13 protein-coding genes are annotated in these 23,695 nt (G+C 54.5%); 8 read left to right on the forward strand and 5 right to left on the reverse strand.

Features of this window, described 5'->3' with window-relative positions; genetic code table 11:
- Positions 1-43 precede the first annotated feature (43 nt).
- Positions 44-1,957, reverse strand: a complete 1,914-nt coding sequence (locus tag ACZRJQ_RS04875) for a sigma-54-dependent Fis family transcriptional regulator (RefSeq protein WP_463977275.1) — start codon at positions 1,955-1,957, stop codon at positions 44-46.
- A gap of 346 nt (positions 1,958-2,303) precedes the next feature.
- Here ACZRJQ_RS04875 and exaC point away from each other — a divergent pair, with 346 nt between their 5' ends.
- From exaC to ACZRJQ_RS04915, 8 genes are all read left to right on the forward strand, one after another.
- Positions 2,304-3,824, forward strand: coding sequence for an acetaldehyde dehydrogenase ExaC (gene exaC / locus ACZRJQ_RS04880; protein WP_463977276.1), 1,521 nt, complete (start codon positions 2,304-2,306; stop codon positions 3,822-3,824).
- 158 nt (positions 3,825-3,982) lie between these two features.
- Positions 3,983-5,431 (forward strand): ethanolamine permease, encoded by a 1,449-nt coding sequence (gene eat, locus ACZRJQ_RS04885; RefSeq protein WP_463977277.1) that lies wholly within the window; start codon positions 3,983-3,985, stop codon positions 5,429-5,431.
- A 52-nt stretch (positions 5,432-5,483) separates the two neighbouring features.
- Positions 5,484-6,884 (forward strand): ethanolamine ammonia-lyase subunit EutB, encoded by a 1,401-nt coding sequence (locus ACZRJQ_RS04890; protein ID WP_463977278.1) that lies wholly within the window; start codon positions 5,484-5,486, stop codon positions 6,882-6,884.
- Positions 6,885-6,886: 2 nt separating this feature from the next.
- Positions 6,887-7,687 (forward strand): ethanolamine ammonia-lyase subunit EutC, encoded by an 801-nt coding sequence (eutC, locus tag ACZRJQ_RS04895; protein WP_463977279.1) that lies wholly within the window; start codon positions 6,887-6,889, stop codon positions 7,685-7,687.
- Between the two features lie 254 nt (positions 7,688-7,941).
- A complete protein-coding gene (locus ACZRJQ_RS04900) occupies positions 7,942-8,598 on the forward strand; it encodes a DedA family protein (RefSeq protein WP_463977280.1) in 657 nt (218 codons plus the stop codon).
- A gap of 5 nt (positions 8,599-8,603) precedes the next feature.
- The gene (locus ACZRJQ_RS04905; RefSeq protein ID WP_463977281.1) at positions 8,604-9,416 is read left to right on the forward strand and encodes a M90 family metallopeptidase; all 813 of its coding nucleotides are present in this window, start codon (positions 8,604-8,606) and stop codon (positions 9,414-9,416) included.
- 101 nt (positions 9,417-9,517) lie between these two features.
- Positions 9,518-10,045, forward strand: a complete 528-nt coding sequence (gene ppa / locus ACZRJQ_RS04910; protein ID WP_016779241.1) for an inorganic diphosphatase — start codon at positions 9,518-9,520, stop codon at positions 10,043-10,045.
- 231 nt (positions 10,046-10,276) lie between these two features.
- Positions 10,277-11,029 carry a LexA family transcriptional regulator gene (locus tag ACZRJQ_RS04915; RefSeq protein ID WP_463977358.1) on the forward strand — a complete coding sequence of 251 codons (753 nt, stop codon included), beginning with the start codon at positions 10,277-10,279 and terminating at the stop codon, positions 11,027-11,029.
- A 535-nt stretch (positions 11,030-11,564) separates the two neighbouring features.
- Here ACZRJQ_RS04915 and ACZRJQ_RS04920 read toward each other — a convergent pair.
- The 4 genes from ACZRJQ_RS04920 to ACZRJQ_RS04935 form a co-directional block, all read right to left on the reverse strand.
- The gene (locus ACZRJQ_RS04920; protein ID WP_463977282.1) at positions 11,565-11,822 is read right to left on the reverse strand and encodes a hypothetical protein; all 258 of its coding nucleotides are present in this window, start codon (positions 11,820-11,822) and stop codon (positions 11,565-11,567) included.
- A 1,177-nt stretch (positions 11,823-12,999) separates the two neighbouring features.
- Complete coding sequence (locus tag ACZRJQ_RS04925) at positions 13,000-13,512, reverse strand: hypothetical protein (RefSeq protein WP_463977283.1); 513 nt, start codon at positions 13,510-13,512, stop codon at positions 13,000-13,002.
- The gene (locus ACZRJQ_RS04930) at positions 13,512-21,995 is read right to left on the reverse strand and encodes a two-partner secretion domain-containing protein (protein WP_463977284.1); all 8,484 of its coding nucleotides are present in this window, start codon (positions 21,993-21,995) and stop codon (positions 13,512-13,514) included. The genes ACZRJQ_RS04925 and ACZRJQ_RS04930 overlap by 1 nt, the downstream gene beginning before the upstream one ends.
- 30 nt (positions 21,996-22,025) lie before the next feature.
- Positions 22,026-23,684, reverse strand: coding sequence for a ShlB/FhaC/HecB family hemolysin secretion/activation protein (locus ACZRJQ_RS04935; protein ID WP_463977285.1), 1,659 nt, complete (start codon positions 23,682-23,684; stop codon positions 22,026-22,028).
- Between the last annotated feature and the right edge of the window lie 11 nt (positions 23,685-23,695).

Here is a 23,695-nt window from a genome sequence, read left to right on the forward strand (position 1 = left end):
TAGAGGGCTATTTTTCGCACCTGATGATTAAGGCCGCGCCGTTTCAACGCTCAATCCCGTGCTTGCGCAACTTGCGATACAAGGTGTTGCGGCTCACGCCCAGTTGCAACGCAGTGTGGGTCATGTGCCAACGATGCTGTTCAAGGGCCATTAACAAGGCTGATTTTTCGGCGCTTTCCAGCGCCAGCTCACACGGCTGCGCAACTACTGGCTCGGGCATTTTTGCAGGGGCTTGGCGAATGATCGCGGGCAAGTCATCGAACTCAATCATCCCGCCCTCACAGAGCGCCGCCAATGTGCGCAATACGTTGCGCAGTTGGCGCACGTTGCCGGGCCAATTGAAGTCCAGCAGCGCCTGACGCGCAGGACGGCTCAGGATGACTCGCTCGTCACCGACTTCTTCTGCCAGCAAAAAATCCAGCAACTGTGATTTGTCAGCACGATCACGCAAGGCAGGCAAACCGATCTCCAACCCGTTGAGGCGGTAATAGAGGTCTTCGCGAAAGCTACCCTCCCCTACACGCTCCAGCAGATTGCGGTGAGTGGCACTGACAATCCGCACGTTAACCGCCTGCGGCTCGCCGCCAATTGGCACCACCAATCGGTCCTCCAGCACCCTCAAAAGACGGGTTTGCAGCGCCAGCGGCATGTCACCAATTTCATCCAAAAACAACGTACCGCCATCGGCTTGCTGCAACTTGCCCTGCATGCCCTCTTTGCGAGCCCCGGTAAAACTGCCGCCGCGATAACCGAACAATTCACTTTCAATCAAGCTTTCAGGGATGGATGCACAGTTGAGCGCCACAAAGGGTTTATCTGTTCGCAAGCTGGCCTGATGCACCGCCTTGGCGAAAGCCTCTTTGCCTGACCCGGTTTCACCATTGATCAACAACGGCACGTCGCGCTCAAAAACCCGCAGCGCCCGACGAAAATCAGTGTGCAGCGCCTCATCTCCCAAGCAGATGCCACTTAAACGTGGTCGCTCAGGCGCGGGCGGCGCCATAACGGGCGCGGGCAAGGGTCTTGGCTGGCCGCGCAATGCTGCAAACAAACGACGACCATCACGGGTGCGCAACGGCCAACTGGTGCTGGCCTGCACACTGGCGCGGGCAAAAAACTCGTCACGGGCACAGTCAAATACGCTATCAATCGGTTGCCCAAGCAAATCGCCGCGCACTTGGCCCAGCAGATTCAAAGCACTTTGGTTAACCGCGCAGATCGTGCCGTCCCCCTCAAAGGCCAGCATGCCTTCACTGAACAACCCCACCGACTCGGCTTGTAAATGAAAGCGCAGCAACCATTGGTGTTCAAAGTGATGCAAAAAATAACTGCTTTCGATGATTTTGGCCGACAGATTAACCAGCGCCATCGTGTGGAACTGGCTCTGTCGCGACGCCCCGTGACGCGCCGATGACACGTCCAGCACCGCCAACAGCTCGCCTTGCGGATCAAAGACTGGGCTCGCAGAACAGGTCAGCCCAGCGTGCCGCCCGCGAAAGTGTTCATCCTGATAAATCGTCAGCGCCTGACGCTCGACCAAACAGGTGCCAATTCCATTGGTGCCTTCGCGCGCCTCACTCCAGTCAGCCCCCAACCACAGCCCGGCGTTCTCGAACACTTTGCGTTCAGTCGGCGCGGTGATGCAGTTCAGAATCACCCCACGCGCATCGGTCAACAGCACCGCATGCCCGGCGCCCGATAACTGCTGGTGAAGGCTATTCATTTCGTGGCCGGCAATTTTCAGCACCTGCTGTAAACGCTCGCGGCCTTCCAAAATGCGCCCGTGTTCAAGCACCGTCGGTGCGACGGTCTGGGCGGGATCAAGGTGGTAATCCTCCAGGCAGCGCTGCCAGGAGCGAACAATCGAGGGGTCACACCCCGGCGCTTGGCCCTGAGGGCGGCCTTGGGTGACGTTGATAATTTGCCGGGCGTGCCGACTTAAATCGGTGTTGTGCATTTTTATTATTCTCCGCTCTGTCTCGGCGGCCTCAGGTTCGGCAGAAGTAAAACCACCCTCTAACCAACAGACAACCCGTCCAAACCGAGCGTCCAGCATCCTCTTGCGCCGAGCGCATTGCAATCGTCATCTGACTCACCGGTCACCTGCTGTATCGGTTTTGGTACAGAGTGTCACCCACGCTGTACCGTTTGTGTCACAGCTTCAACACGCGGCGCACCTGCAATACCCGGCAAAGCCTTATTTTAAAGGGGGTACCCCAATTTGGCCCGGCCCTTGCTCCTGCTTCTGGCAGCGCTACAGCGCGTACTCCCAATAAGCACAATAAAGCCAGGAGACATTCACCATGCGTTACGCACAACCCGGTACTGAAGGCTCGATCGTCTCGTTCAAGAGCCGTTACGGTAACTACATCGGCGGCGAATTCGTGGCGCCCGTCAAAGGCCAGTACTTCACCAATACCTCGCCCGTGAATGGCAAGCCGATCGCTGAGTTCCCGCGGTCCACGGCCGAAGACATCGAAAAAGCACTGGACGCCGCCCATGCTGCCGCAGATGCCTGGGGCGCCACCTCAGTGCAAGCGCGCTCACTGGTGTTGCTGAAAATTGCTGATCGCATCGAACAAAACCTCGAACTGCTTGCTGTCACCGAAACTTGGGACAACGGCAAAGCCGTGCGCGAAACCCTGAACGCTGACGTGCCACTGGCCGCCGACCACTTCCGCTACTACGCTGGCTGCATTCGCGCCCAAGAAGGCAGCGCCGCCGAGATTGATGGCAACACCGTGGCGTATCACATTCACGAGCCGCTGGGCGTGGTCGGGCAAATCATTCCGTGGAACTTCCCTCTGCTGATGGCCGCCTGGAAACTCGCACCCGCGCTGGCCGCCGGTAACTGCATCGTGCTTAAGCCAGCCGAACAAACCCCGCTGAGCATTACCGTGTTCATGGAACTGATTGGCGACCTGCTGCCACCCGGCGTGCTGAACGTGGTGCAAGGTTTCGGCAAGGAAGCGGGCGAAGCACTGGCCACTAGCAAACGCATTGCCAAAATCGCTTTCACCGGCTCCACGCCTGTGGGCTCGCACATCATGAAATGTGCGGCTGAAAACATCATTCCATCGACCGTTGAGCTGGGCGGAAAATCGCCCAACATCTTCTTTGCCGACATCATGCAGGCCGAACCCGCCTTCATTGAAAAGGCCGCAGAAGGCTTGGTGCTGGCGTTCTTCAACCAAGGCGAAGTGTGTACTTGCCCGTCCCGCGCGCTGGTGCAAGAGTCGATCTACGACGACTTCATGAAAGTGGTGATGAAAAAGGTCGAGCAAATCAAACGCGGCGACCCGCTGGACACCGACACTATGGTCGGTGCTCAAGCGTCCGAGCAGCAGTTTGACAAGATCCTGTCCTACCTTGAAATCGCTAAAAACGAAGGTGCTGAGCTGCTGACCGGCGGCGCTGTGGCCAAACTTGAAGGCGACCTGGCAACCGGCTATTACATCCAGCCGACGCTACTCAAGGGCACCAACAAAATGCGCGTCTTCCAGGAAGAAATTTTTGGCCCGGTGGTCAGCATTACCACGTTCAAAGATGAAGCCGAAGCGCTGGCCATTGCCAACGACACCGAGTTCGGCTTGGGCGCGGGCTTGTGGACGCGCGACATCAACCGCGCCTACCGCATGGGCCGGGCGATCAAGGCCGGTCGTGTGTGGACCAACTGCTATCACCTGTACCCGGCTCACGCTGCGTTCGGTGGCTACAAGAAGTCTGGCGTTGGCCGTGAAACTCACAAAATGATGCTCGATCACTATCAGCAGACCAAAAACCTGCTGGTGAGCTACGACATCAACCCACTGGGCTTCTTCTAACCCTAAAACCTGTAGGAGCTGCCGCAGGCTGCGATCTTTTGATCTTGGAAGCTCGCAGCCTGCGGCAGCTCCTACGGTTGTTGTAACGGGCTTTGGCCCAGCTCTTGCTTTAGTCCCTGTCAAATTTCTCCAAACTATAAAAGAACAGGTGAACACACATGCCAAGCGAACCGAATGCCGCTGTGGCGGCACCGTCCTCTGTCGATTTTGAAAAAGTCGGCTCCGAATACTTTCAACAACGTGAACTGAAAAAAGGCGCTGCGGGCTGGGTCCTGCTGGTGGGTCTGGGCGTGGCGTATGTGATATCGGGCGATTACGCAGGCTGGAACTTCGGCCTGGCCCAAGGCGGCTGGGGCGGGATGTTCATCGCCACATTACTGATGGCCACCATGTACTTGTGCATGTGCTTTTCGCTGGCCGAGTTGTCTTCGATGATCCCCACTGCGGGCGGCGGTTATGGCTTTGCCCGCAGCGCTTTCGGGCCGTGGGGTGGCTTCATGACCGGCACCGCAATTCTGATTGAGTACGCCATCGCACCCGCGGCCATCGCGGTCTTTATTGGTGCGTATTGCGAGTCGCTGTTCGGAATTGGCGGCTGGATGATCTATCTGGCGTTCTACATCATTTTTATCGGCATCCATATTTTCGGGGTGGGCGAAGCGCTCAAACTGATGTTCATCATCACCGCCGTGGCTGCCATTGCACTGGGCGTGTTTTTGGTCGCAATGGTGCCGCACTTCAATGTGGCCAATTTGCTGGATATTCCGGTCACGCAAGCCAAGGGCGCCAGTGCATTCTTGCCATTTGGCTATGTCGGTGTATGGGCCGCAATCCCGTATGCGATCTGGTTTTTCCTTGCCGTCGAAGGTGTGCCGCTGGCCGCTGAAGAAACTAAAAACCCCAAGCGTGACCTGCCGCGTGGCTTGATCGGCGCCATGTTGGTGCTTGTCACTTTTGCCCTGTTGATTCTGGTGATTGGCCCCGGTGGCGCAGGGGCGCACCACTTGATGGCTTCAGGCAACCCGCTGGTTGAGGCGCTGAGCAAGTCTTACGGCGGCTCAACCTGGATGGGCAGCTTCGTTAATCTGGTGGGGTTGGCCGGCTTGATTGCCAGCTTCTTCTCGATCATTTACGCCTACTCGCGTCAGATCTTCGCCTTGTCTCGCGCAGGCTATTTACCTCGCAAGTTGTCCGAAACCAACAAGAGCAAAGCGCCGGTGCTGGCTTTGATCATTCCCGGCATCATCGGCTTTGGGTTGTCACTGACAGGCCAAGGCGATTTGTTGATTTTGGTGGCGGTGTTCGGCGCGACTATCTCCTATGTGCTGATGATGGCGGCTCACATCACCCTGCGTATCCGTCGCCCTAAAATGGAGCGTCCGTATCGCACACCGGGCGGCATCTTCACCTCAGGCATCGCATTGGTGCTGGCTTGCGTGGCGGTGATCGCGGGTTTTCTGGTTGATCCGCGCGTCGTGATTGGCGCTGCCGTGATATACGGCGTATTAATTGCCTACTTTGCGTTCTACAGTCGGCACCACTTGGTGGCAGGCACGCCTGAAGAGGAATTTGCGGCGATTCAAAAAGCCGAACAAACCCTGCACTAATCGCCGAGAACTGCGCCAGGCGCGTCGCGTCTGGCGTTAAGGAGCATTTGGTATGGCAACTTTCTCTCACGCGGTTGGCGCTCAAACCTACCGCTTCGACAACCTGAAACAGCTAATGGCCAAAGCCAGCCCGGCGCGCTCCGGGGACTTTCTGGCAGGCGTGGCCGCGCTTAATGATGGCGAGCGGGTGGCCGCCCAAATGGCCTTGGCCGATATCCCCCTCACCCACTTTCTGCAAGAAGTGTTGATCCCTTACGAGTCAGATGAAGTGACTCGTTTGATTATCGACACCCACGATCTGCATGCTTTCACCACGGTGAGCCACCTGACGGTGGGTGGTTTTCGTGACTGGCTGCTCAGCGACGCTGCCGATGAGCACAGCCTGCGTGCACTTGCACCGGGCCTGACGCCAGAGATGGTCGCCGCGGTGTCGAAGATCATGCGCGTGCAGGATCTTATTCTGGTGGCGCAAAAGATCCGCGTCGTCACCCACTTTCGCGGCACGATGGGCCTGCGCGGTCGCCTGTCCACTCGCCTGCAACCCAATCACCCCACCGACGACCCGGCCGGGATCGCCGCCAGCATTCTCGATGGCCTGTTGTACGGCAATGGTGATGCGATGATCGGCATCAACCCGGCCACCGACAGCATTGCGTCAATTTGTGACCTGCTGAAGATGCTGGACGCCATCATTCAGCGCTATGAAATCCCCACCCAGTCTTGCGTGCTGACCCACGTCACCACTTCAATCGAAGCGATCAATCGCGGCGTGCCATTGGACTTGGTGTTCCAGTCCATTGCGGGCACCGAAGCGGCCAACGCCAGCTTTGGGATCAATCTGAATGTGCTGCAAGAAGGGTACGACGCCGGGCTGAGCTTAAATCGCGGCACACTGGGCAACCATTTGATGTACTTCGAAACCGGGCAAGGCAGCGCGTTGTCTGCGAACGCGCATTTCGGGGTGGATCAACAAACGTGTGAAACCCGGGCCTACGCCGTGGCGCGACATTTCAAACCCTTTTTGGTGAATACCGTGGTCGGCTTTATCGGCCCGGAGTATCTGTACAACGGTAAACAAATCATCCGCGCCGGGCTTGAAGACCACTTCTGCGGCAAGTTGCTGGGCGTGCCTATGGGCTGTGACATCTGTTACACCAACCATGCAGAAGCCGATCAAGACGACATGGATACCCTGCTGACCTTGCTGGGCGTGGCCGGAATCAACTTCATCATGGGGATTCCGGGGTCGGACGACATCATGCTCAACTATCAAACCACCTCGTTTCACGATGCGCTCTATGCCCGCAAAACCTTGGGCCTAAAACCTGCGCCCGAGTTTGAACAGTGGCTGGCAAAAGTCGGCATTTTCACTCAAACCGATGGGCGCATTGAATTCGGCCACCAACTGCCTCCGGCATTCCGACAGGCGCTGGCTCATTTGGGAGGACGCTGAGCATGGCCAACACACCTACAGACAGCCTTAACCCGTGGCTGGACTTGCGACGCCTGACGCCTGCGCGCATTGCGCTGGGTCGCACCGGGACCAGTTTGCCCACCCACGCCCAACTGGACTTTCAATTCGCCCACGCCCAAGCACGGGACGCCGTGCACCTGCCATTTGACCACGCGGGCTTGAGTCAGCAGATTGCAGCGCGTGGCCGCGAAAGCCTGTTACTGCACAGCGCTGCCCATGACCGCCACAGTTACCTGCAACGCCCGGATTTGGGCCGTAAGCTGCATGACGACTCGGCATTACGCTTGCGTGAATACGCTCAAGCCAACCCCGGCGGCATCGACGTGGCGGTGGTGGTCGCGGATGGTTTGTCGGCACTGGCGGTTCATCGGCACACGCTGCCCTTTTTGACGCACATGGAAGAACACGCCGCCACGGAGGGCTGGTCCCTGTCGCCGGTGATTTTGGTGCAACAAGGCCGGGTGGCTGTCTCAGATGAAATCGGCGAGTTACTGGGCGCCAAAATGGTCGTGATGCTGATTGGCGAACGTCCCGGCCTCAGCTCGCCAGACAGCTTGGGCCTGTATTTCACCTACGCGCCTAAAATTGGCCTGACTGATGCCTATCGCAACTGCATTTCTAACGTGCGGCTCGAAGGCCTGAGTTATGCGATGGCTGCCCACCGGCTGGCGTACTTGATGCGTGAAGCCTGCCGTCGGCAGTTGTCCGGGGTTAACCTCAAAGACGAAGCACAAGTGCAAACCCTCGAATCACAAACCCCAAGAGAAAACTTCCTGCTGTAGTCGCTGAGGCGCGTAGCGAGGCTGCGATTGGCGACGCAGTTGATCGCAGCTTCGCTACGCCAAGCTGCGACTACGGATTTTTAAGGCCTCCACCATTCAATACACGCTTCGCTACAAACTCTGGCAGCAGAATGCGCGTCAATCCGTATAATCCTCTCGGTTCAAAATGTACGAAAAAACTACATTTCCTGTAGTTAACTACCTCTTCCCCCGCACAGACCTGCCGAGCCGGGTCATCAACACAGGTGCTTTACATGGATTTCAACCCGATCGACATTATCTTGCATCTCGATATGTACCTCGACTTGCTGGTAACCAATTACGGGCCGTGGATCTACGCCATCCTGTTTCTGGTGATCTTCTGCGAAACCGGTCTGGTGGTCATGCCGTTCTTGCCGGGCGACTCGCTGCTGTTTATCGCGGGCGCTGTGGCCGCAGGTGGCGGGATGGACCCTGTATTACTCGCCGGTCTGCTGATGCTCGCAGCGATTATGGGTGACAGCACCAACTATGTAATCGGACGAACGGCCGGTGAACGTTTGTTCAGCAACCCGAACTCGAAGATTTTCCGTCGCGACTACCTTCAAAAAACCCACGACTTCTACGAACGCCACGGCGGCAAAACTGTGACGATGGCGCGCTTTCTGCCTATTTTCAGAACCTTTGCCCCCTTTGTAGCCGGCGTAGCACGCATGTTCTACCCGCGCTTCTTTATGTTCAGTGTGTTCGGCACAATCCTGTGGGTCGGCGGCTTGGTCACTCTGGGCTACTTCTTCGGTAACGTGCCATTCATCAAGAAAAACCTGTCCTTGCTGGTGCTGGCTATCATCCTGTTGTCGCTGATCCCCATGATCATTGGCGTCATCCGCAGCCGCATGGGGCGCACGCCCTCTAAAGTCGAATCGAGATAAGCCCTATGTGGTCTCTGAGTGAATGGCGACGCCATCGGATACTGGCGCAACATCCGGTGGCACCTGACGTGTGGCACGACGTTCGCCAACACCTGAGCATCCTTGACGGTCTGGATGAGGCGCAGGACAAATGGCTGCGTGAAAGCAGCGTTTTGTTTCTGCAAGAAAAGCACCTGACACCCATGCCCGGCGTTGAGCTAACCCCCGAAGGTGAGCTTTTACTGGCAGCTCAAGCGCAACTGCCGCTGCTCAATTTGGGCGATCTGGACTGGTATCAGGGCTTTCATGAAATCGTGCTGTACCCCGATGATTTCATCAGCCCGCAGCGCCATCGCGACGCCAGCGGCGTGGAACACGAATGGCAAGGCCATCACAGTGGCGAGGCGTGGCAACACGGCCCTGTGATTTTGGCGTGGCCGGGAGTGCTGGCCAGTGGCAGTTGGGAGGGTTACAACTTGGTGATCCACGAGTTGGCGCACAAACTCGACATGCTCAATGGTGCAGCCAACGGCATGCCTCCTCTGCACAGCAGCATGAAAATCAGTGACTGGACCGAGGCCATGCAACAGGCTTTCGATCACCTCAATCACGCCCTCGATCACCACCCGCATGCCCCTGCACCTATTGATCCGTATGCTGCTGAAAACCCGGCTGAGTTCTTCGCCGTCACCAGCGAATACTTCTTTAGCGCACCCGATCTGTTGATTCAGGCGTACCCAAAGGTCTATCACCAACTGAGCCTGTTTTATCGCCAGGACCCGCTGGCCCGTCTGAAAATGCTTCAGAACGAACACCCGGAGTACCGCGCACAGCACTGAACGGCCAAGCGTGACGTCGTTGCAGGAATACGCCTATAATCGGCGCCACTTTTTGGCCACATCGGCCAAGTAAATTGGCCTACTTACGGGGGCACCGCCCAATGAGCTACAGCAAAATTCCGGCTGGCAAAGACCTGCCGAATGACATCTACGTCGCCATCGAGATTCCGGCCAACCACGCGCCGATCAAATATGAAATCGACAAAGACAGCGATTGCCTGTTCGTTGACCGCTTCATGGCCACCCCGATGTTCTACCCGGCCAACTACGGTTTCATCCCCAACACCCTGGCGGACGACGGTGATCCCCTCGACGTACTGGTTGTAACGCCTTACCCAGTAGCGCCAGGCTCGGTTATCCGTGCTCGTCCGGTTGGCATTCTGCACATGACTGACGACGGCGGCGGCGATGCCAAAGTTGTTGCAGTACCTCACGACAAACTGTCTCAGCTGTACGTTGACGTGAAAGAGTACACCGACCTGCCACCTCTGCTGATTCAGCAAATCCAGCACTTCTTCGAGAACTACAAAGACCTCGAAAAAGGCAAATGGGTGAAGATCGAAGGTTGGGGCGACGCTGAAGCTGCCCGCGCCGAAATCACCAAGTCGGTTGCTGCCTATAAGGGCTAAGCACTGAGCAGCATGTTGTTGCAGCATGCTCGAACACAAAAAACCTCGGTTCGCCGAGGTTTTTTTATGCCCCGAATAAACATCAAAAACGTGCCGTTCATCGCCATCGCATTGTTGTTGCACGGGAGTATGAATTTTCAATTTTTACGTGCGACCAATCTCTATCTACATCGCATTTTTGAACGCTTGGTTTATTTAAGCGCTCGCAGCTTCTCCGTAAACTCCGTGTTCATGAATACATCCGGTGATCGTCTAAGAAACCTCCTGCGGGAGTGCCATTTATCTGCTTCGGACTTCGCAGCCAACCGCCGCGTAACACCGCAGCACGTCAACAACTGGTTCAAGCGTGGCATCCCCATGGCTCGGCTGGATGAAATCGCAGAGTTGCTGTGCGTCAACAGCCGCTGGCTGCGCTCCGGCGAAGGCCCTAAACACCCGGGAGCCGATGTCCTCCATGCGATGACTCACTCCAAAACAGTCAACCATCCACCACCGCCAACAGCCTGCCTGAGCAGCGACATCACCACGCTGGACATTGCGTTCTACAGCGAAGTGCTAAACCCTGACGGCTCAGGCAAAACCCACGTGGCCGAAATACCTGCCAGCCAAGTACGGCTCACTTACGAGATTTTGTTGGCAATGGACGTCAGCTCCGAACACGCCATCTGCGCCCCCATGATCGGTAACAGCATGGCGCATAGAATCCAGAACGGCTCCACAGTCGCCATCGACCGCAGCCTGACCCACATCATAGACGGCGAAATCTACGCCCTCGAACACGATGGCATGCTGCGCATCCGATACCTTTACCGCCTCCCCAATGACGGCCTGCGCGTGCGCAGCCATAACCACACCGAATACCCGGACCAAATACTCAGTGCACAGCAAATCCAAGAACAGGGCGTTCGCATATTAGGCTGGGTGTTCTGGTGGTCCACCCTCAACACCCGCCGCCCCACCCTCCCCGGAAAACCAGAGGAGTGACGAGACATCAGCCCGAGGCTGGAAACTGCCAGAAAATCCCCGTATGCTCTGGCCCACTTTCGCACGCACCTTGATGTTTACCGGGTTCGCATGCACGACAACGCAGCCATGCGCTGCCACGTCCTACAGCCAGTCGCCTCGCGCTGGATGTCCACATTGCAGGTGAGTACGGTTTACCAAAAATAAACCAAACCCACCCACGAGAAGCCGGCCACAAGCCGGCTTTTTAATGTCTGAAATAATCCTGTCCCGTCCGAGAATCCTGCCGATAGCCTAGCTATCACGGACATTTCAGGCGTTTCCCTGTCCGATGGTGTACAAAGCCATTTGAATCGATAGCTGAAGGACTACGGGACAAACTGGATCTGGACATACAATCACGATCGCCCGAATATGGCTCTCGGAGGCATCACTCCCAAACAGAAATTGGCTCTGGTGGCCTGACCTCTATTTCTCGTGTGCACCCCAGGTTTTGGAAGAAGGCCGGACACTTCCCCCCTTTGCACCAATTCAAAGAGCCGAAAAAGCACGAGTTCTAACGCACCTGAGCACGACCTCTGTTGACCGAATCCAGAAGCAATTCAAGCTCAAGGCCATAACTATTCGGTTCGAAGCTTTCCTCTATACCATTCATCAAAAACTCGTTAGAAATCAACTCACAAAGTTCATCTACCTCACTTGATGATAGTGAACCATTAAGCAATTTCTCAGCCAGTGCTAGTTGGAACGCTCCCGCCATAAAGCGCAACGAAAATAAAAGCTGCCATTGGGCACTTGTTAAGAAACTACTCATTTTCCGGTCCCCGAAGCGGATTTTCCCCAACCAGTGACGACTTTACCTTCAGCATGACCACTATGACTGCATCCGTCCCCGTTCACCTAAATGTTGGACCGTACTTTGAGGGGACATATTCAATTTTTAGAAGGCTAGACCAAGCACCACTGAGTGCAGACTGACTTACACCAATGCCGCCATCCCTTCCTGCAAATTGTTCTAATGCGTGATTTGAATAGCTAGTGATTTGTGTAAGTGCCCTGGCTCCGGCGGCCTGCTCAGCAACCATCTGCATTTTAAGCAGCATTAGCCGCGCTGCTCGCTCCTGACTCAGCAATAGCGGGAACGCCTTTTGCACCAACTAATTATCGACTATGGGCAATACTCAACCATATAACTGCCCTCTAGTTCTTGTTGTATCGATCTCGCCAGTTGCACCCCTTCGGCTTTATGCCGAAGCTCTGCCTCAGGGGTGGTAAAACCAGAATCGGGAGGGTAGTCGCTATTGAACGTAGCTTGATACTCACTGTCCCACTTACTGATTTTCGCCATCAGCTCTTGAGAGAGGGGCAAATCTTCGATATCAACGTGCCCCATTCTATCCAGATCTGGGCAAAATATTGGCCCAGCCAAATACTCATTCGTTAGCCTTAACCTGATCATGGCAATGACTTCCAAGAACTGACCGGATTAGCTCGAACCACGAAACCGTTTGAACCAACCCCAACTGCAATATTGTGTTCAACACCATTGTACGTGATGCGATAAACATTAGCCGAACCATTAGTCCCGATAACCTGTCCACGTTCAAGAGCGTTCATTACCACATTTGGGATGTCATTACGTGAGATGCCTTTATTTGATTGTCGATGTTGGAGCGCCTGAGACGTTTGTTCCAATCACCTTACCTGCGCTGTACTCAATAACGTGCCCACCTGGGCCATTAGGAGTTACCTTCCCATATCTCAGTGCGTTATCAACATAGCTAGAGACATCTTTAACAGATGTTCCTTGCGAGAACTTACTAACATTCGCAAATCCTGAGTCAGGTCTATGGCGATAGAATACATGCTCAACATCTGTCATCAAACCGCCTTTGTTATAAGTGCTCGCGCTCCACGACGCATCTATTTGTCTTGGGACTGGTAATGCCTTGATTGTGTCATCTACAACAGCCCCAGTTACTTTTGCATCATTAAATCAGGCCAAACTCTCGCAACTGCATCTCACTCGCAAATTCTAAACCACCACTCTCAACCCTAGATCCATCTGAATAATGGGAGTACCCACAAACATTGCACTGAAAAGCCAACAATCCATTATGTTTACCTATAAAAACGCGCATCCCTTCAGATTTACACTTGGGACATTGCTCATCAATTTCAACAGTCGCCAGTTCCTCAACCGTATCGCGTAAAAATCTCGCAATCGCCTCTACATCTCTAGCCTGACGTTTCAGAATAACACTCTTGAAATTAATTAAATCACTCACCTTAAAGGAAGAGTACTCAACTGGAATCTCCCTCTCATCTACCTTTGCAAAGCTATCGAACCCATAGACCGAAAACGGCTCACCGGCAAGATGCTTATAGTTACTCCTTATCCAAAATAGTATGACTTCAAGAACTTGCCTCAAAGGTGCTTCATCACTCAGAGTCGCCACTGCCAACTGGAATTCATGCCATATTTTTATGGGGAGAGTACGCATCAGTTGCCCACCTTAACCGGGAAGGTTGTAATCAAATTCCCTGCTTTATCGGTGAACACCTTTATCACAGAAGTAGGAACGCCACCATCCTTCAATGTAGTAGTGCCAATAGCCCGACCTACATCAACCGTTCTTAAAAATTGGCCATCTGGCAGCGCAATAACCGGAGACTTCACAACAGAACTGCTTTGCAGGATCCCCTTCAGCTCATCCGGAGCAATAGTAAACACCGAGCGCGAGTTGGAGATTTCTCTATTGAAATGCCCTTCTAGAACGTGGTCGAAACCCGCAGATACGGGATTGCCGTTATCACGAAAAGGGGTCGTTTCCGTACGACCATTGGCAATGTTTACACGAGACTGTACTCGGCCTGGGATCTGAGTAGCAGCTTCGCCTGTCGCTTTTGCCCCCCCCGATACGAGCCGACCTAATACTGCTGCCAGGCCCGCCCCTGTGAGCTCGCCGGCCATAAACATGCCCCAGGCCGTAACGAACTCAGTAGCAGGCTGCACACCATCAAACCCTTGTCCTTGGGCCAGTGCTAATTGCCCTTGGGCTATTTCGCCATTAGTCGCCCCCTTTTTTTGCATGTCTTCTGCGAGGGTCGTTGCCGCTTGCCCATACTCAACCAAACCTGGCGGCAGGTGTTCCAAAAAGTTGTATTGCGTTAGGCTCTGCGCAATCCATTTCCCGTTCTCAAGCTTGCTGGCGCTAACATCATTTTGAGCGGCCGCAGCCAATACACCCAAAACCTGTGAACTCATGGTCAGCAGAGCTTCGTCACCCTTGACCAAACTATATAGGTGCCCCGCAAGTGCTTCGTTAGCACCGGCTGCCAAAGCGCCGATTTTAAAGTCGCCGCCCGTAGCTTCGGCCAGTAAGCCACCTACCATGGCCTGGATCGCTAACTTCTGTACTGATCCGTCATTAAAAACACCTTGGGTATAATCGCCTACCGCATTGAAACTCGCTGCCGCCAAGGTGTTGAACAAGGCATTTTTCAACGCATCACTAACATTCCCACCCTGACCTAACGCCTTACTCAAGGCCAAAGAAGTACCACTTTGCAGCGTCTGATTTGCTGCAAAGTGGCCAGCACCTTTCCAGGTGTTGAGCGACACATTGACCTTGCTGGTTCCCGTATTAGTTTGAGTTCCAGTTAAGTCATCAAAGTAACCCGCCGTGACTCCTGCTGTAACACCTGATATCACGTAGCCCTTCATGGCATCCGATGACGTTACATCTTTGATCACTGCGCCAAGGTTGCCGCGATTATTTACCGCGCTAACGGCAGCATTTGTTGCCGCTCCCGCCGCAACAGCGCCCGCCCCGGCAGCAACTCCAGCGCTAGCGCCCGCGACAGTCATTGCACTCATTGCTGCCGGCCCTACAAAAGCCGCCATCACAATCGCAATAATGATCTGCGAAGCTGGCCCAAGCCCAGAGTTGTTGTATTTGAAGCCCTCGTGGATTTCCTTGACCTGACGCCAATCTACATCGCCACGCTTTTCAGCTTCTTTGAGCCAGGCCAGTTGCGGGTTGGCCTTGACCATCGCATCGATAGACTGGCTAACGTTTTGTTGGTCGATGTGCTTGATGTCGATCTTCAGACCATCAACAGCTTTGATCGCAATATTGCCTTCGGCAATAATTTTGGCTTGGCGCAGAGTTTCGTCAGTGTTGCCTTTGCCTTTAGATGAAACCCAAAACGCGTTGTCGTCACTCTTCTCGTGACTCTCCTGATGCAGGTCTTTAACCGCTTTGAACGTGATCGCACCACCGCTGATGAGCGCGATATCATTCCCGCTGCTCAGTTGGGCCGCTTGGTAACGTTGATCTCCCCCGCTGCTCAGGGTTAAATCACCATCCGTCTTGATTTCGCTAACCACGTTTTTTATGTCAGTGATTTCGTCGCGTTGGGTTTTCTTGCTCCCCCAACTGCCCTTTTCTTTCATGTCGTACAACGAGTAGTTGCTGTCTTTCGCGGCCAGTAGGCTTAACTCGGTTACAGCATGGATGTAGGCTTCGTTACCTGCACTGATCTTGCTGGCAAGCAAGGTCATGTTCGTGCCAGCAATGGCGATCAAGTCACCGCCAGCGTTCAGCGCAGCACCTTGTTGAATTATCTGATCCGATTGGGTGGTGGTTTTGGTTTGACCCTTTTTGCCCTTGGAGTAGTCATGCTGCTCATTGGCGGCAGCAGCAAGGGTGAGGCTTTCTCCGGCCGCCACATGCAGATCGTTCACTGCACTGACGTTACTGCCGATAAAGGCAATGTCACGCCGAGCCTTAATGCTCAGATCGCCGCCTACGTCCACGGCAGAGGTGTGTTGCAGGATGGTTTGACCGGTGCCTTTGACTCGGCGCCGCTGGTAGTCGTAGCTGTCTTCTTCAGTCTGACTGGCAATCATCACGTCGCGCCCCGCGACAATGGAGGCATTGCCACCGGCTTTGAGGGTGCTACCGATGCTCATCGCATTGCGACCAGCGCTGAGTTTGAGAGTGTTGATGGCTTCAAATCGGGATGCGTCGCTCACCACATCGTTACGCAGTTGATACCCATCCCCTTCACGCTTGAAAGTGGTGACGGTACGTTCGTTGATGATGTCGCCACTTAGCGCGGTTGCATTAATGTCCCGCCCAGCGACAACGCCACCACGACTATTGGAGATTGAGTTCGTGGCGCGCATTTCCAGACGGTTGCCTGCTTGCATCAGGCCACTGTTGTCGATGTTGTTGGCGAGCAGGTTAAGGTGATTGGTGGCTCGCAAGGTGCCACTGTTATGCAAGTCAGCACCGGAAATCAGGCCGACGTCCTGACCTTGAATCAGTGCACCGTTTGGCGCGAGACGGTTATCCGCTTGAGCCAGGTAAAGCACAGGAGTCAGGACTCTTTGGCCGTTAACTTGAGCCTCTTCCATCCAGACAATATCGTGTGTCAGCGCAGCCACTTGCTCAGCGGTCAAAGAAACGCCGATTTGAAGATTCAGCGAATCTTTGTAGGAAATGGCGTTGTCCATTAAGTAGCGGTACAACGCATCGTCGCTGGCAATACCGTCGATATAACGCTGTCCCGTGCGGGCGACCACTGCTTGACGAATCAACCTTTGTTCGTAAAGACCATCACCCAAACGGAGGTGGGTGTTATCAGGGGTAATCCTGAGTTTGTCGAGCAGGTAGTCCGAACTCATAAACTGTTTAAGGTTTGTGAGCACCGGGTTGGTTTCGATCAGGTACTTGTGCCGGTTATCCAGGTGAGCAATCTCAAGCAGTCCTTGCACGCGCTTGACCTGTTGAGCATTGGTGTTCAATGCCAAGGGCCCAAACCCGCTGATTGATCCGCTAACCGGCTGGCTTTCGAGACTGAAACCGCGCTCTTTTACGCCACTGTAGTCCAACGCTTTTACACGCCTTTGAGACGAAATTTCGAGCCCCGCAACACTTAATTTAGAGCGATGACTACCAGTGTCAGCAGTGGGTTGCTGAGCACTCCAACGGAACAAACCATTTTGCCCGGCAGGCAAGCTGAAGCCTGCTAAAGCCACAGGGTTCACTTGGCGTTGTGCGAGATCCGGAGGCAGTTGCGCAGTAATCACCGGTTTGACGGTAGAGGCGAATACGGCCGCGCTGGTGTTGCGGTTAGAGGCTGAGGCGTTGATGGATGTAGTGTTCGGGCGGATAACGCTGTTGTTGATTTCCTGAGTGGCGTTGACCTTTACAGTACCTGCTGCCTGAATCACAGCGGGGGCAATAACACTCCCGGTAGTCGGTACTACGTAAGCACTGGTCTCATAAAAGCCTTTTAGACCAGCCATTACCTGAGCCATGCTCAACTCGCCCGGACGGTAGTCTGTCGAACCTGGTGTGTTGTGAAGGTTGAATTGGTCTCGGCGATTGATAAAGGTGCTGTAGTCACCGCGATTACGCGTATAAAAACCTGAGTTAAGATGACGTTCTTCGCCACCTGCAGCTCCCGTGTTGTTCAGCACACCCGTGTTGATCAAGATTTTTTTTGAAGCGGAAACCGAGCTATAGAGGTTATCGAAAGTCTTACTGCCAACCGTCAAATCACCACCGGCGTTGATAAACGCCGACGCCGAGCTGCCAGTGATCGCATCCTCATATTTTTCAACCGACTTGAAGTAGAGCTCGCAGCCTTTGCCCTTGCAGCTGTCATTCGAGTAAATGTTGAGATTGCCCGACACTAACTTCTTTTCAGCACTGAATTGATCACGCCGATTACTCAGCCTATCGCCCAGCAAACGCATGTTGCCGGTACTTTCCAAAGTGCCGGAGACGTTTTCGATCAGCCCACTGCGCCTTTTCATGTCGTTGCGTGCAATGTCTAGACCACCGAGGCTATAGACATCACCAAAGCGGTTGCTGAAGTTATTGACCCGCAGAGTCATGTTGTTACCGCTGAACAACAGGCCTTTGTCGTTGAGCAGGTGAGTGGCTTTCAACCGCACCTTTGCGGCACCACCCAAGGTGCCGTAGTTATTCAAGGTCGTGGTATTGATCGACAGGTCGCCTACGGCAGTCAGGCGCCCACGGTTATTCAGGGTCTTGCTTTTAATCTGGCTAATTCCCCCGCCAGCGATCCGAGCACCATCACCCAAGTTCAAGTTGACACTGGTGAGGGTCATGTCACCCAGACTGCTGATACGACCGTTACCGCGGTAGCCACTGGTGAGCGTCAGATCAAGGCTGCCATCACTGGCCAGAAGGCCTTCGTTTATCCACGTAACACCTTTGCCACTCAAACGTTGCAAACCCAACAACTGACCGCTGGGGGTCTGGGTGAGCTGACCTATATTCAGATTCAGGCGCCCCGCCTGAATCACGCTGCTGTTGATCCAGTTCGCAGCGTTGATGTCCAGTTGACCATTGGTGACAAAGCTACCGCCTGCACGAGTAACTTGGTCTGACGTGAGGTCAAATTTGCCGCTGCCCGTGTGAACGATCTGACCGTCGTTGTTATCCAGCCAAGCAGCTCGCAGATTGAGTTGCTCGTTAGCGCTTTCCAACGTGCCGGAGCGGTTATCAAAAAGACCCGAAGCGTTAATATCCGTCGTACCACTACGGCCCTTCGCCCGAAGGTTACCGCTGACGTTGTGGATATCGCGCGCAGCGAGGCGAAACGTTTCGTCACTTTCAATCAAGCCAAAGCGGTTACTTAACGTGCCGGTCAAACCGATGTCGATATGCCTTGCGCCGACGTTGCCACCGCTACCTTCTGCTTGCCCTTGGTTGTCGAAGTGTTCCGCTGCTAGGTTGAGCCGGTTGTCGGCATAGATACCACCACCCTGATTTTTCAAGGTGCTAGTGACGATGCTGTTTTCACCCCCAAGAGCAGACAGGTGCCCCAGTTGATTAAGCAACCCACCCTTGGCGTGGATGCTCAATGATTGCGCTTGGGTGGTGCCACCGCTGTTGTCAAACAAGCCGGTGACGAACTTGATCCAACCCTTGTTGCTATGGATCACGCCGCCCGTGTTATTGGCTACGCTGGCCGTGTCGAGATCCAGATTGCCATTTAGGCTATCAACCCTGCCGCCTTGGTTGTTAAGGGCGCCGCTGAGACGTAATCGGGAGTCTTCCTGACTTTGCAGTGTGCCTGACTGGTTGCTGAGGGTACGAGCAGCTAAGTTGAGTCGACCTGTCTGGCTGAAAATCAGGCCGTCCTGCTGATTGTTTACATCACCGGCCAATATCTTGATCACCAGATCGTTATGACTGGTCAAAGTGCCTTTGCGGCTATTGTCCAGATTGTCTCCAATGACAGTCAGACCGTTCCAGCCGGAGATCAACCCTTTGTCGACGTTGAGCACATGCTCAGCTTCCAAGCGCAATTGGTCGGTACTGAGAATGATGCCGCGGCCACTGTTATCAATGTGCTTGGCCGCAATAGTAAAGGCTCTCTGGCTGGATATTTCCCCTTGCTCACGATTGTTCAAGGCTGCCAACCGAGCAAAGGTCAGCGGCCCCTTGGCGCTGATCAGACCGGCGCGGTTGTCTAGGTTTCCGCCTTGCAGGTCAATGGCCACTGCACGCTCACCGATCAGACGGCCTTGGCGTTGGATCAGTTGTTGTACCGTGAGCCTCATGTCGCCCTTGGCCGAAACTTCTCCACCAAAGCTTGAGTCCACACGCTGGCCCAACAAAGTCAGATCATCTTGGCTGCTGATCAGACCGGCGCTGTTTTCAAGGTTAGCGGTGATCAGGTTCAGCACCTGTTGACTACCGATCACCCCGCCTCGGTTATCGACATCGCCAGCAGTGATCGCCAAGGCGCCATGACTGGCGAGCGAGCCACCCATCTGGTTGTCTAGTCTGGCCGCCTCAATTTGCAATACACGTTGTGCTGACAACACCCCTTTGAGGCTGTTGTCCAGCGCACTAGCGACTCGCAGTTGGAGACTATCGCCACTGATGACCTTGCCTTCTTGGTTGTTCAGTCGATCGGCAGTAAGCAGCACCTTGGCTTGGCTTGAAATTTCACCTTGCTGGTTGAGAACGGTTTGGCTATGCAGGTCTACACCCTTATCAGCTGTGATCAGCCCTGCATTGCGGTTATCCAGCGTGACGCTTTTTAGCGTCAACGCCCCCTCACTGACCAGTTCACCGCCTTGTTGATTAAATACGCCAACCGTTGCGTGTATCCCCCCCTTGGCACTGATGTGACCTGCGCCGCTTTCGATTTGATTGGCCTTGATAACTAAAAGGCCATCACTGCTCAACTTGCCGCTACTACGGTTGTCCAAATGACCCAATTCAGCATAGGTATCTGCCTTGCTGCTGATGACACCTTCTTGGCTGTTGTCGACACTGGCTGCGCTCAGGGTCAACGCGCCTTCGGCGATCACTAGCCCACGGTGATTGATCAGTGCATCGCTGGCAGTCACGACGAGGTTGCTGCCAAACAATTTGCCAGAGCGATTATCCAGAGTTGAGGCGGTCACACGGGTTTGCGTAGCCGATACTTCGCCCGACTGGTTGCTTAGATGACCCGCATTGAGCCTCAAATCTTTGAGGCTCATCACGCGCCCACTCTGGTTATCCAGAGCCGTTAGCACCGAGATATCGGCGTTGTTATTGCTATGCAGCAAGCCATTGGCCCGGTTGTCTAGCCGGGCGGCGTTAATCATGAGTGTGTCAGTGCTGAGGACGCGGCCACGTCGGTTATCGAATTGGTCGGCAGTAACCTGTATTTTCAGGCCACTCAACGTGCCCGCTTGGTTGTCCAGTGTTTGCGCAGTCGTCACAGTCAAACCACGGCTGGCAACTACGCTATTGGTATTTTTTAGCGTGGCCGATGAAAGGCTGATATCACCCGTTTTAGTGCGGGTGTTGTCTGCGCTGACCCCAGCTTCGATGATCCCGTTATTGGTCAACTGACCACCGCTGCTAAGGGCAAGGCTGTCCCGTGCGGCAAGGCTTTTTTGATTGCTCAGCCCAGTAACGGTTTGCACCTCAAGTCGGGTGCCGGCATAGACCGCTCCTTGGGCATCAAAGCTCTCAGCTTTGACGTTGATGGCACTGCTGGCTGACGCTTGGGCCATGCTCAAATGCCCATTAGCATCAAGCTGAATATCCCCCCCACTGGCGGCCAAGTTGCCATCCAGTTTTACGCCGACACCCTTTTCAGTGCCGACTAACTTGATCGCGCCCGCATACATACCGCCCAAGGCAGAAGAGTCGATAGCCAATTTAGGCTTGGCACTGCTGTCTTCAGTGCGAACCTTGGCGTTAAGGGTTTTCGCATTGACATCGTTACGACCAGCTATTACCGCCAAGTGACGGGCGTTGATTTGCGCGTTGATTTTGGCCGAGCGGGTGATGATTTCGAAACGATCAATATTGCTGGCGTTCAAACCTTGGCCGTCGATGGTCACAGCACCGCCATCGACTTGGTAACGAACCAGATGACCGTTACCAAGCATGGGTTTACCGGTCGTCAGGGTGACATTCGGGGTGTTGATAAAGCCACAACCGTTACAAGTGATGCCATGAGGGTTGGCCACAATAACTTTAGCTGCTTGTCCGGCAACTTCGGTGTAGCCGCGCAATTGGCTTGGGCTAGCACCATTAACTTCGTTCAGGATGATATTGGCCGCATTACCCTTCAAGTTGGGGTTGCCAAGAATGATGCCGCCTAATTGGGTTGGCTGAGTTCGGCCGGTGGCGTTGTTAAGAATGACCCCCGCGGCACCAACGTTGAAGTCCTTGAACTGGTTATGTGACAGGCCGCTGTTGTTGGGCGCTGCAATGTTGACGATGGGCACGCCATTACCTGCTGCACCCAGGCTGGTACCCGGCCTACTGACCACAATTCCGTCGGCTTGTACCAACAACGGCTGCCAGAAAATAGCGTTCGCCAATAAAAATGCCAGGCCACGCTTGGGCATTCCCAAAAATGACTCACGGGACTGCAAGACAGCAGAAGGCTGACGAGCCAAAAAGGCTAAATGGTGAACATCCATGTTGGGGTCTCGATGCAGCAATGCAGTTAATTAGAAAAAAAAGTCCATGCGCATGTAGATCGGAGCTTCGCGCTCACTGATCGCATCGGGCCGCTCCAAAGAGTGAGCAAATGTCACGTTGGCACTGACGTTACGGCCTCGGGCAAATAGCTCCAGCGAGTTGCTGGACAACCGGCCATGTGCTTCGCGGTTGTAGCGCTGGTTACGGATCACACCTTGGTCATAACCCAGACTGATGCCGTACTCCGCGAAAACTGGGCGAAGCCAGTCCAGCGTTACAGCACGCGACCAACGAAGGTCATTGCGCCAGTAACCTCCGCTGTCACCAGAAAGCTGCTGATCCTTGTAACCACGCACCGACGCCATCCCCCCCAAACTCATGCGCTGGGGACTGAAAAGCACGTTTTCACTGCGCTGACCGGCGGCCAAACTCATGAAGCGAAATGACTCACCCCACAGCTGGAAAGGTTGAAAGTAGCTGACCGTAGCGGTGTATTTACGGTAGCGAGCATCCGGAACACCACTGCGCACGTTGTGGTTACCTTGGGCGTGGAAGGCACCGATGCCGTTTTGCATCCCGACATCAAGGTTGGTAAAAGCACTGCCAATTCGCCGGCCATAGTTAACGCCTACTTGAAACTCACTCAGGCGATTGCTGCTGTTCTGTAAACGCGAGTCTTCGATGTAGTTGTTGGAGCGCACATGCGCTAACCCGGCATTGAGGGACGTTTTGCTCAGGGCGTCACGATGAACCACCCGCTCGACGCGTAACTGGTGGTTTGCACTGTCGCCAGTTTGTTTGAAGTCAAACCCCTTGCCGTGGGCCACCGAGCGGTAGTCGCTTTGGCTATGGGTGTAGCTGAAGTTCCACCAACCCCATGGCAGGTTGTAGTGAAGCATGGCGTTTTTCGAGGTTTTCTGATGATCACTGATCGCATCATGGCCACCACGCAGCACCATTTGATCCGCTAAACCTAACGGGCTGTCCCATTCAAAACCTGTACTCCACTGTTGCTCGCCGGTACTCTTCTGACCCTCGTTATTTCGCGACAAATTGGCGCGCCAAGGTTTTTGGTGATCGTTTTTAACCAACACCATACTGGCGCCCACTTCACTGCCAGGAGCTAGCTCCATGTGTGCCTGGTTGGACGGCAAGCGGTTGAGCTGATCAATCGCTTGTTCGATTTCTTGCAAATTGAGCAGGCGCCCCTCATGACCGGGAAAAGCCATGGCCAATTCGCGATTCGACAGTCTGCTGTTATCGGCCCCCTTGAAGCTTTCGAGCTTACCCTCGACCACGAGCACTTGCAGATGACCTTTGGACAAGTCCTGTTGCGGCAAATAAGCACGACTGGTTACCAAGCCTTTGTCTATGTAATAGCTGGTGATGGCCTTGAGCAATTCGTTGAGCTGAGACACCCCCAAACATTGAGCAAGATAAGGCTTAAGCAAACGTTCGCGCTCACCGTGCGAAATGCTGTCAGCACCTTTGAGTGTGATGTCATTAATTACAAAGCAACGGCTGTCGACGGCCGCGGGAGGAGCTTTGGAGGCGACCTGCTTGCCGGGTAACTCTTTGAGCTCCTCAAGCCGACGCTGTTGCTCTTCAAGTAAACGTTCCTGACGATCACGAATCAGATCTTGATCACCCGGCGTTGGCCCTGAAGCGGCCACAACAGCTCCCGGCATCAGCAGGCAAC

Source organism: Pseudomonas sp. E315 (assembly GCF_055406205.1).

Coding starts and splice junctions, on each gene's coding strand:
- ACZRJQ_RS04875 (WP_463977275.1), bottom strand. CDS start 1,957: ATGCACAACACCGATTTAAGTCGGCACGCCCGGCAAATTATCAACGTC.
- exaC (WP_463977276.1), top strand. CDS start 2,304: ATGCGTTACGCACAACCCGGTACTGAAGGCTCGATCGTCTCGTTCAAG.
- eat (WP_463977277.1), top strand. CDS start 3,983: ATGCCAAGCGAACCGAATGCCGCTGTGGCGGCACCGTCCTCTGTCGAT.
- ACZRJQ_RS04890 (WP_463977278.1), top strand. CDS start 5,484: ATGGCAACTTTCTCTCACGCGGTTGGCGCTCAAACCTACCGCTTCGAC.
- eutC (WP_463977279.1), top strand. CDS start 6,887: ATGGCCAACACACCTACAGACAGCCTTAACCCGTGGCTGGACTTGCGA.
- ACZRJQ_RS04900 (WP_463977280.1), top strand. CDS start 7,942: ATGGATTTCAACCCGATCGACATTATCTTGCATCTCGATATGTACCTC.
- ACZRJQ_RS04905 (WP_463977281.1), top strand. CDS start 8,604: ATGTGGTCTCTGAGTGAATGGCGACGCCATCGGATACTGGCGCAACAT.
- ppa (WP_016779241.1), top strand. CDS start 9,518: ATGAGCTACAGCAAAATTCCGGCTGGCAAAGACCTGCCGAATGACATC.
- ACZRJQ_RS04915 (WP_463977358.1), top strand. CDS start 10,277: ATGAATACATCCGGTGATCGTCTAAGAAACCTCCTGCGGGAGTGCCAT.
- ACZRJQ_RS04920 (WP_463977282.1), bottom strand. CDS start 11,822: ATGAGTAGTTTCTTAACAAGTGCCCAATGGCAGCTTTTATTTTCGTTG.
- ACZRJQ_RS04925 (WP_463977283.1), bottom strand. CDS start 13,512: ATGCGTACTCTCCCCATAAAAATATGGCATGAATTCCAGTTGGCAGTG.
- ACZRJQ_RS04930 (WP_463977284.1), bottom strand. CDS start 21,995: ATGGATGTTCACCATTTAGCCTTTTTGGCTCGTCAGCCTTCTGCTGTC.
- ACZRJQ_RS04935 (WP_463977285.1), bottom strand. CDS start 23,684: ATGCCGGGAGCTGTTGTGGCCGCTTCAGGGCCAACGCCGGGTGATCAA.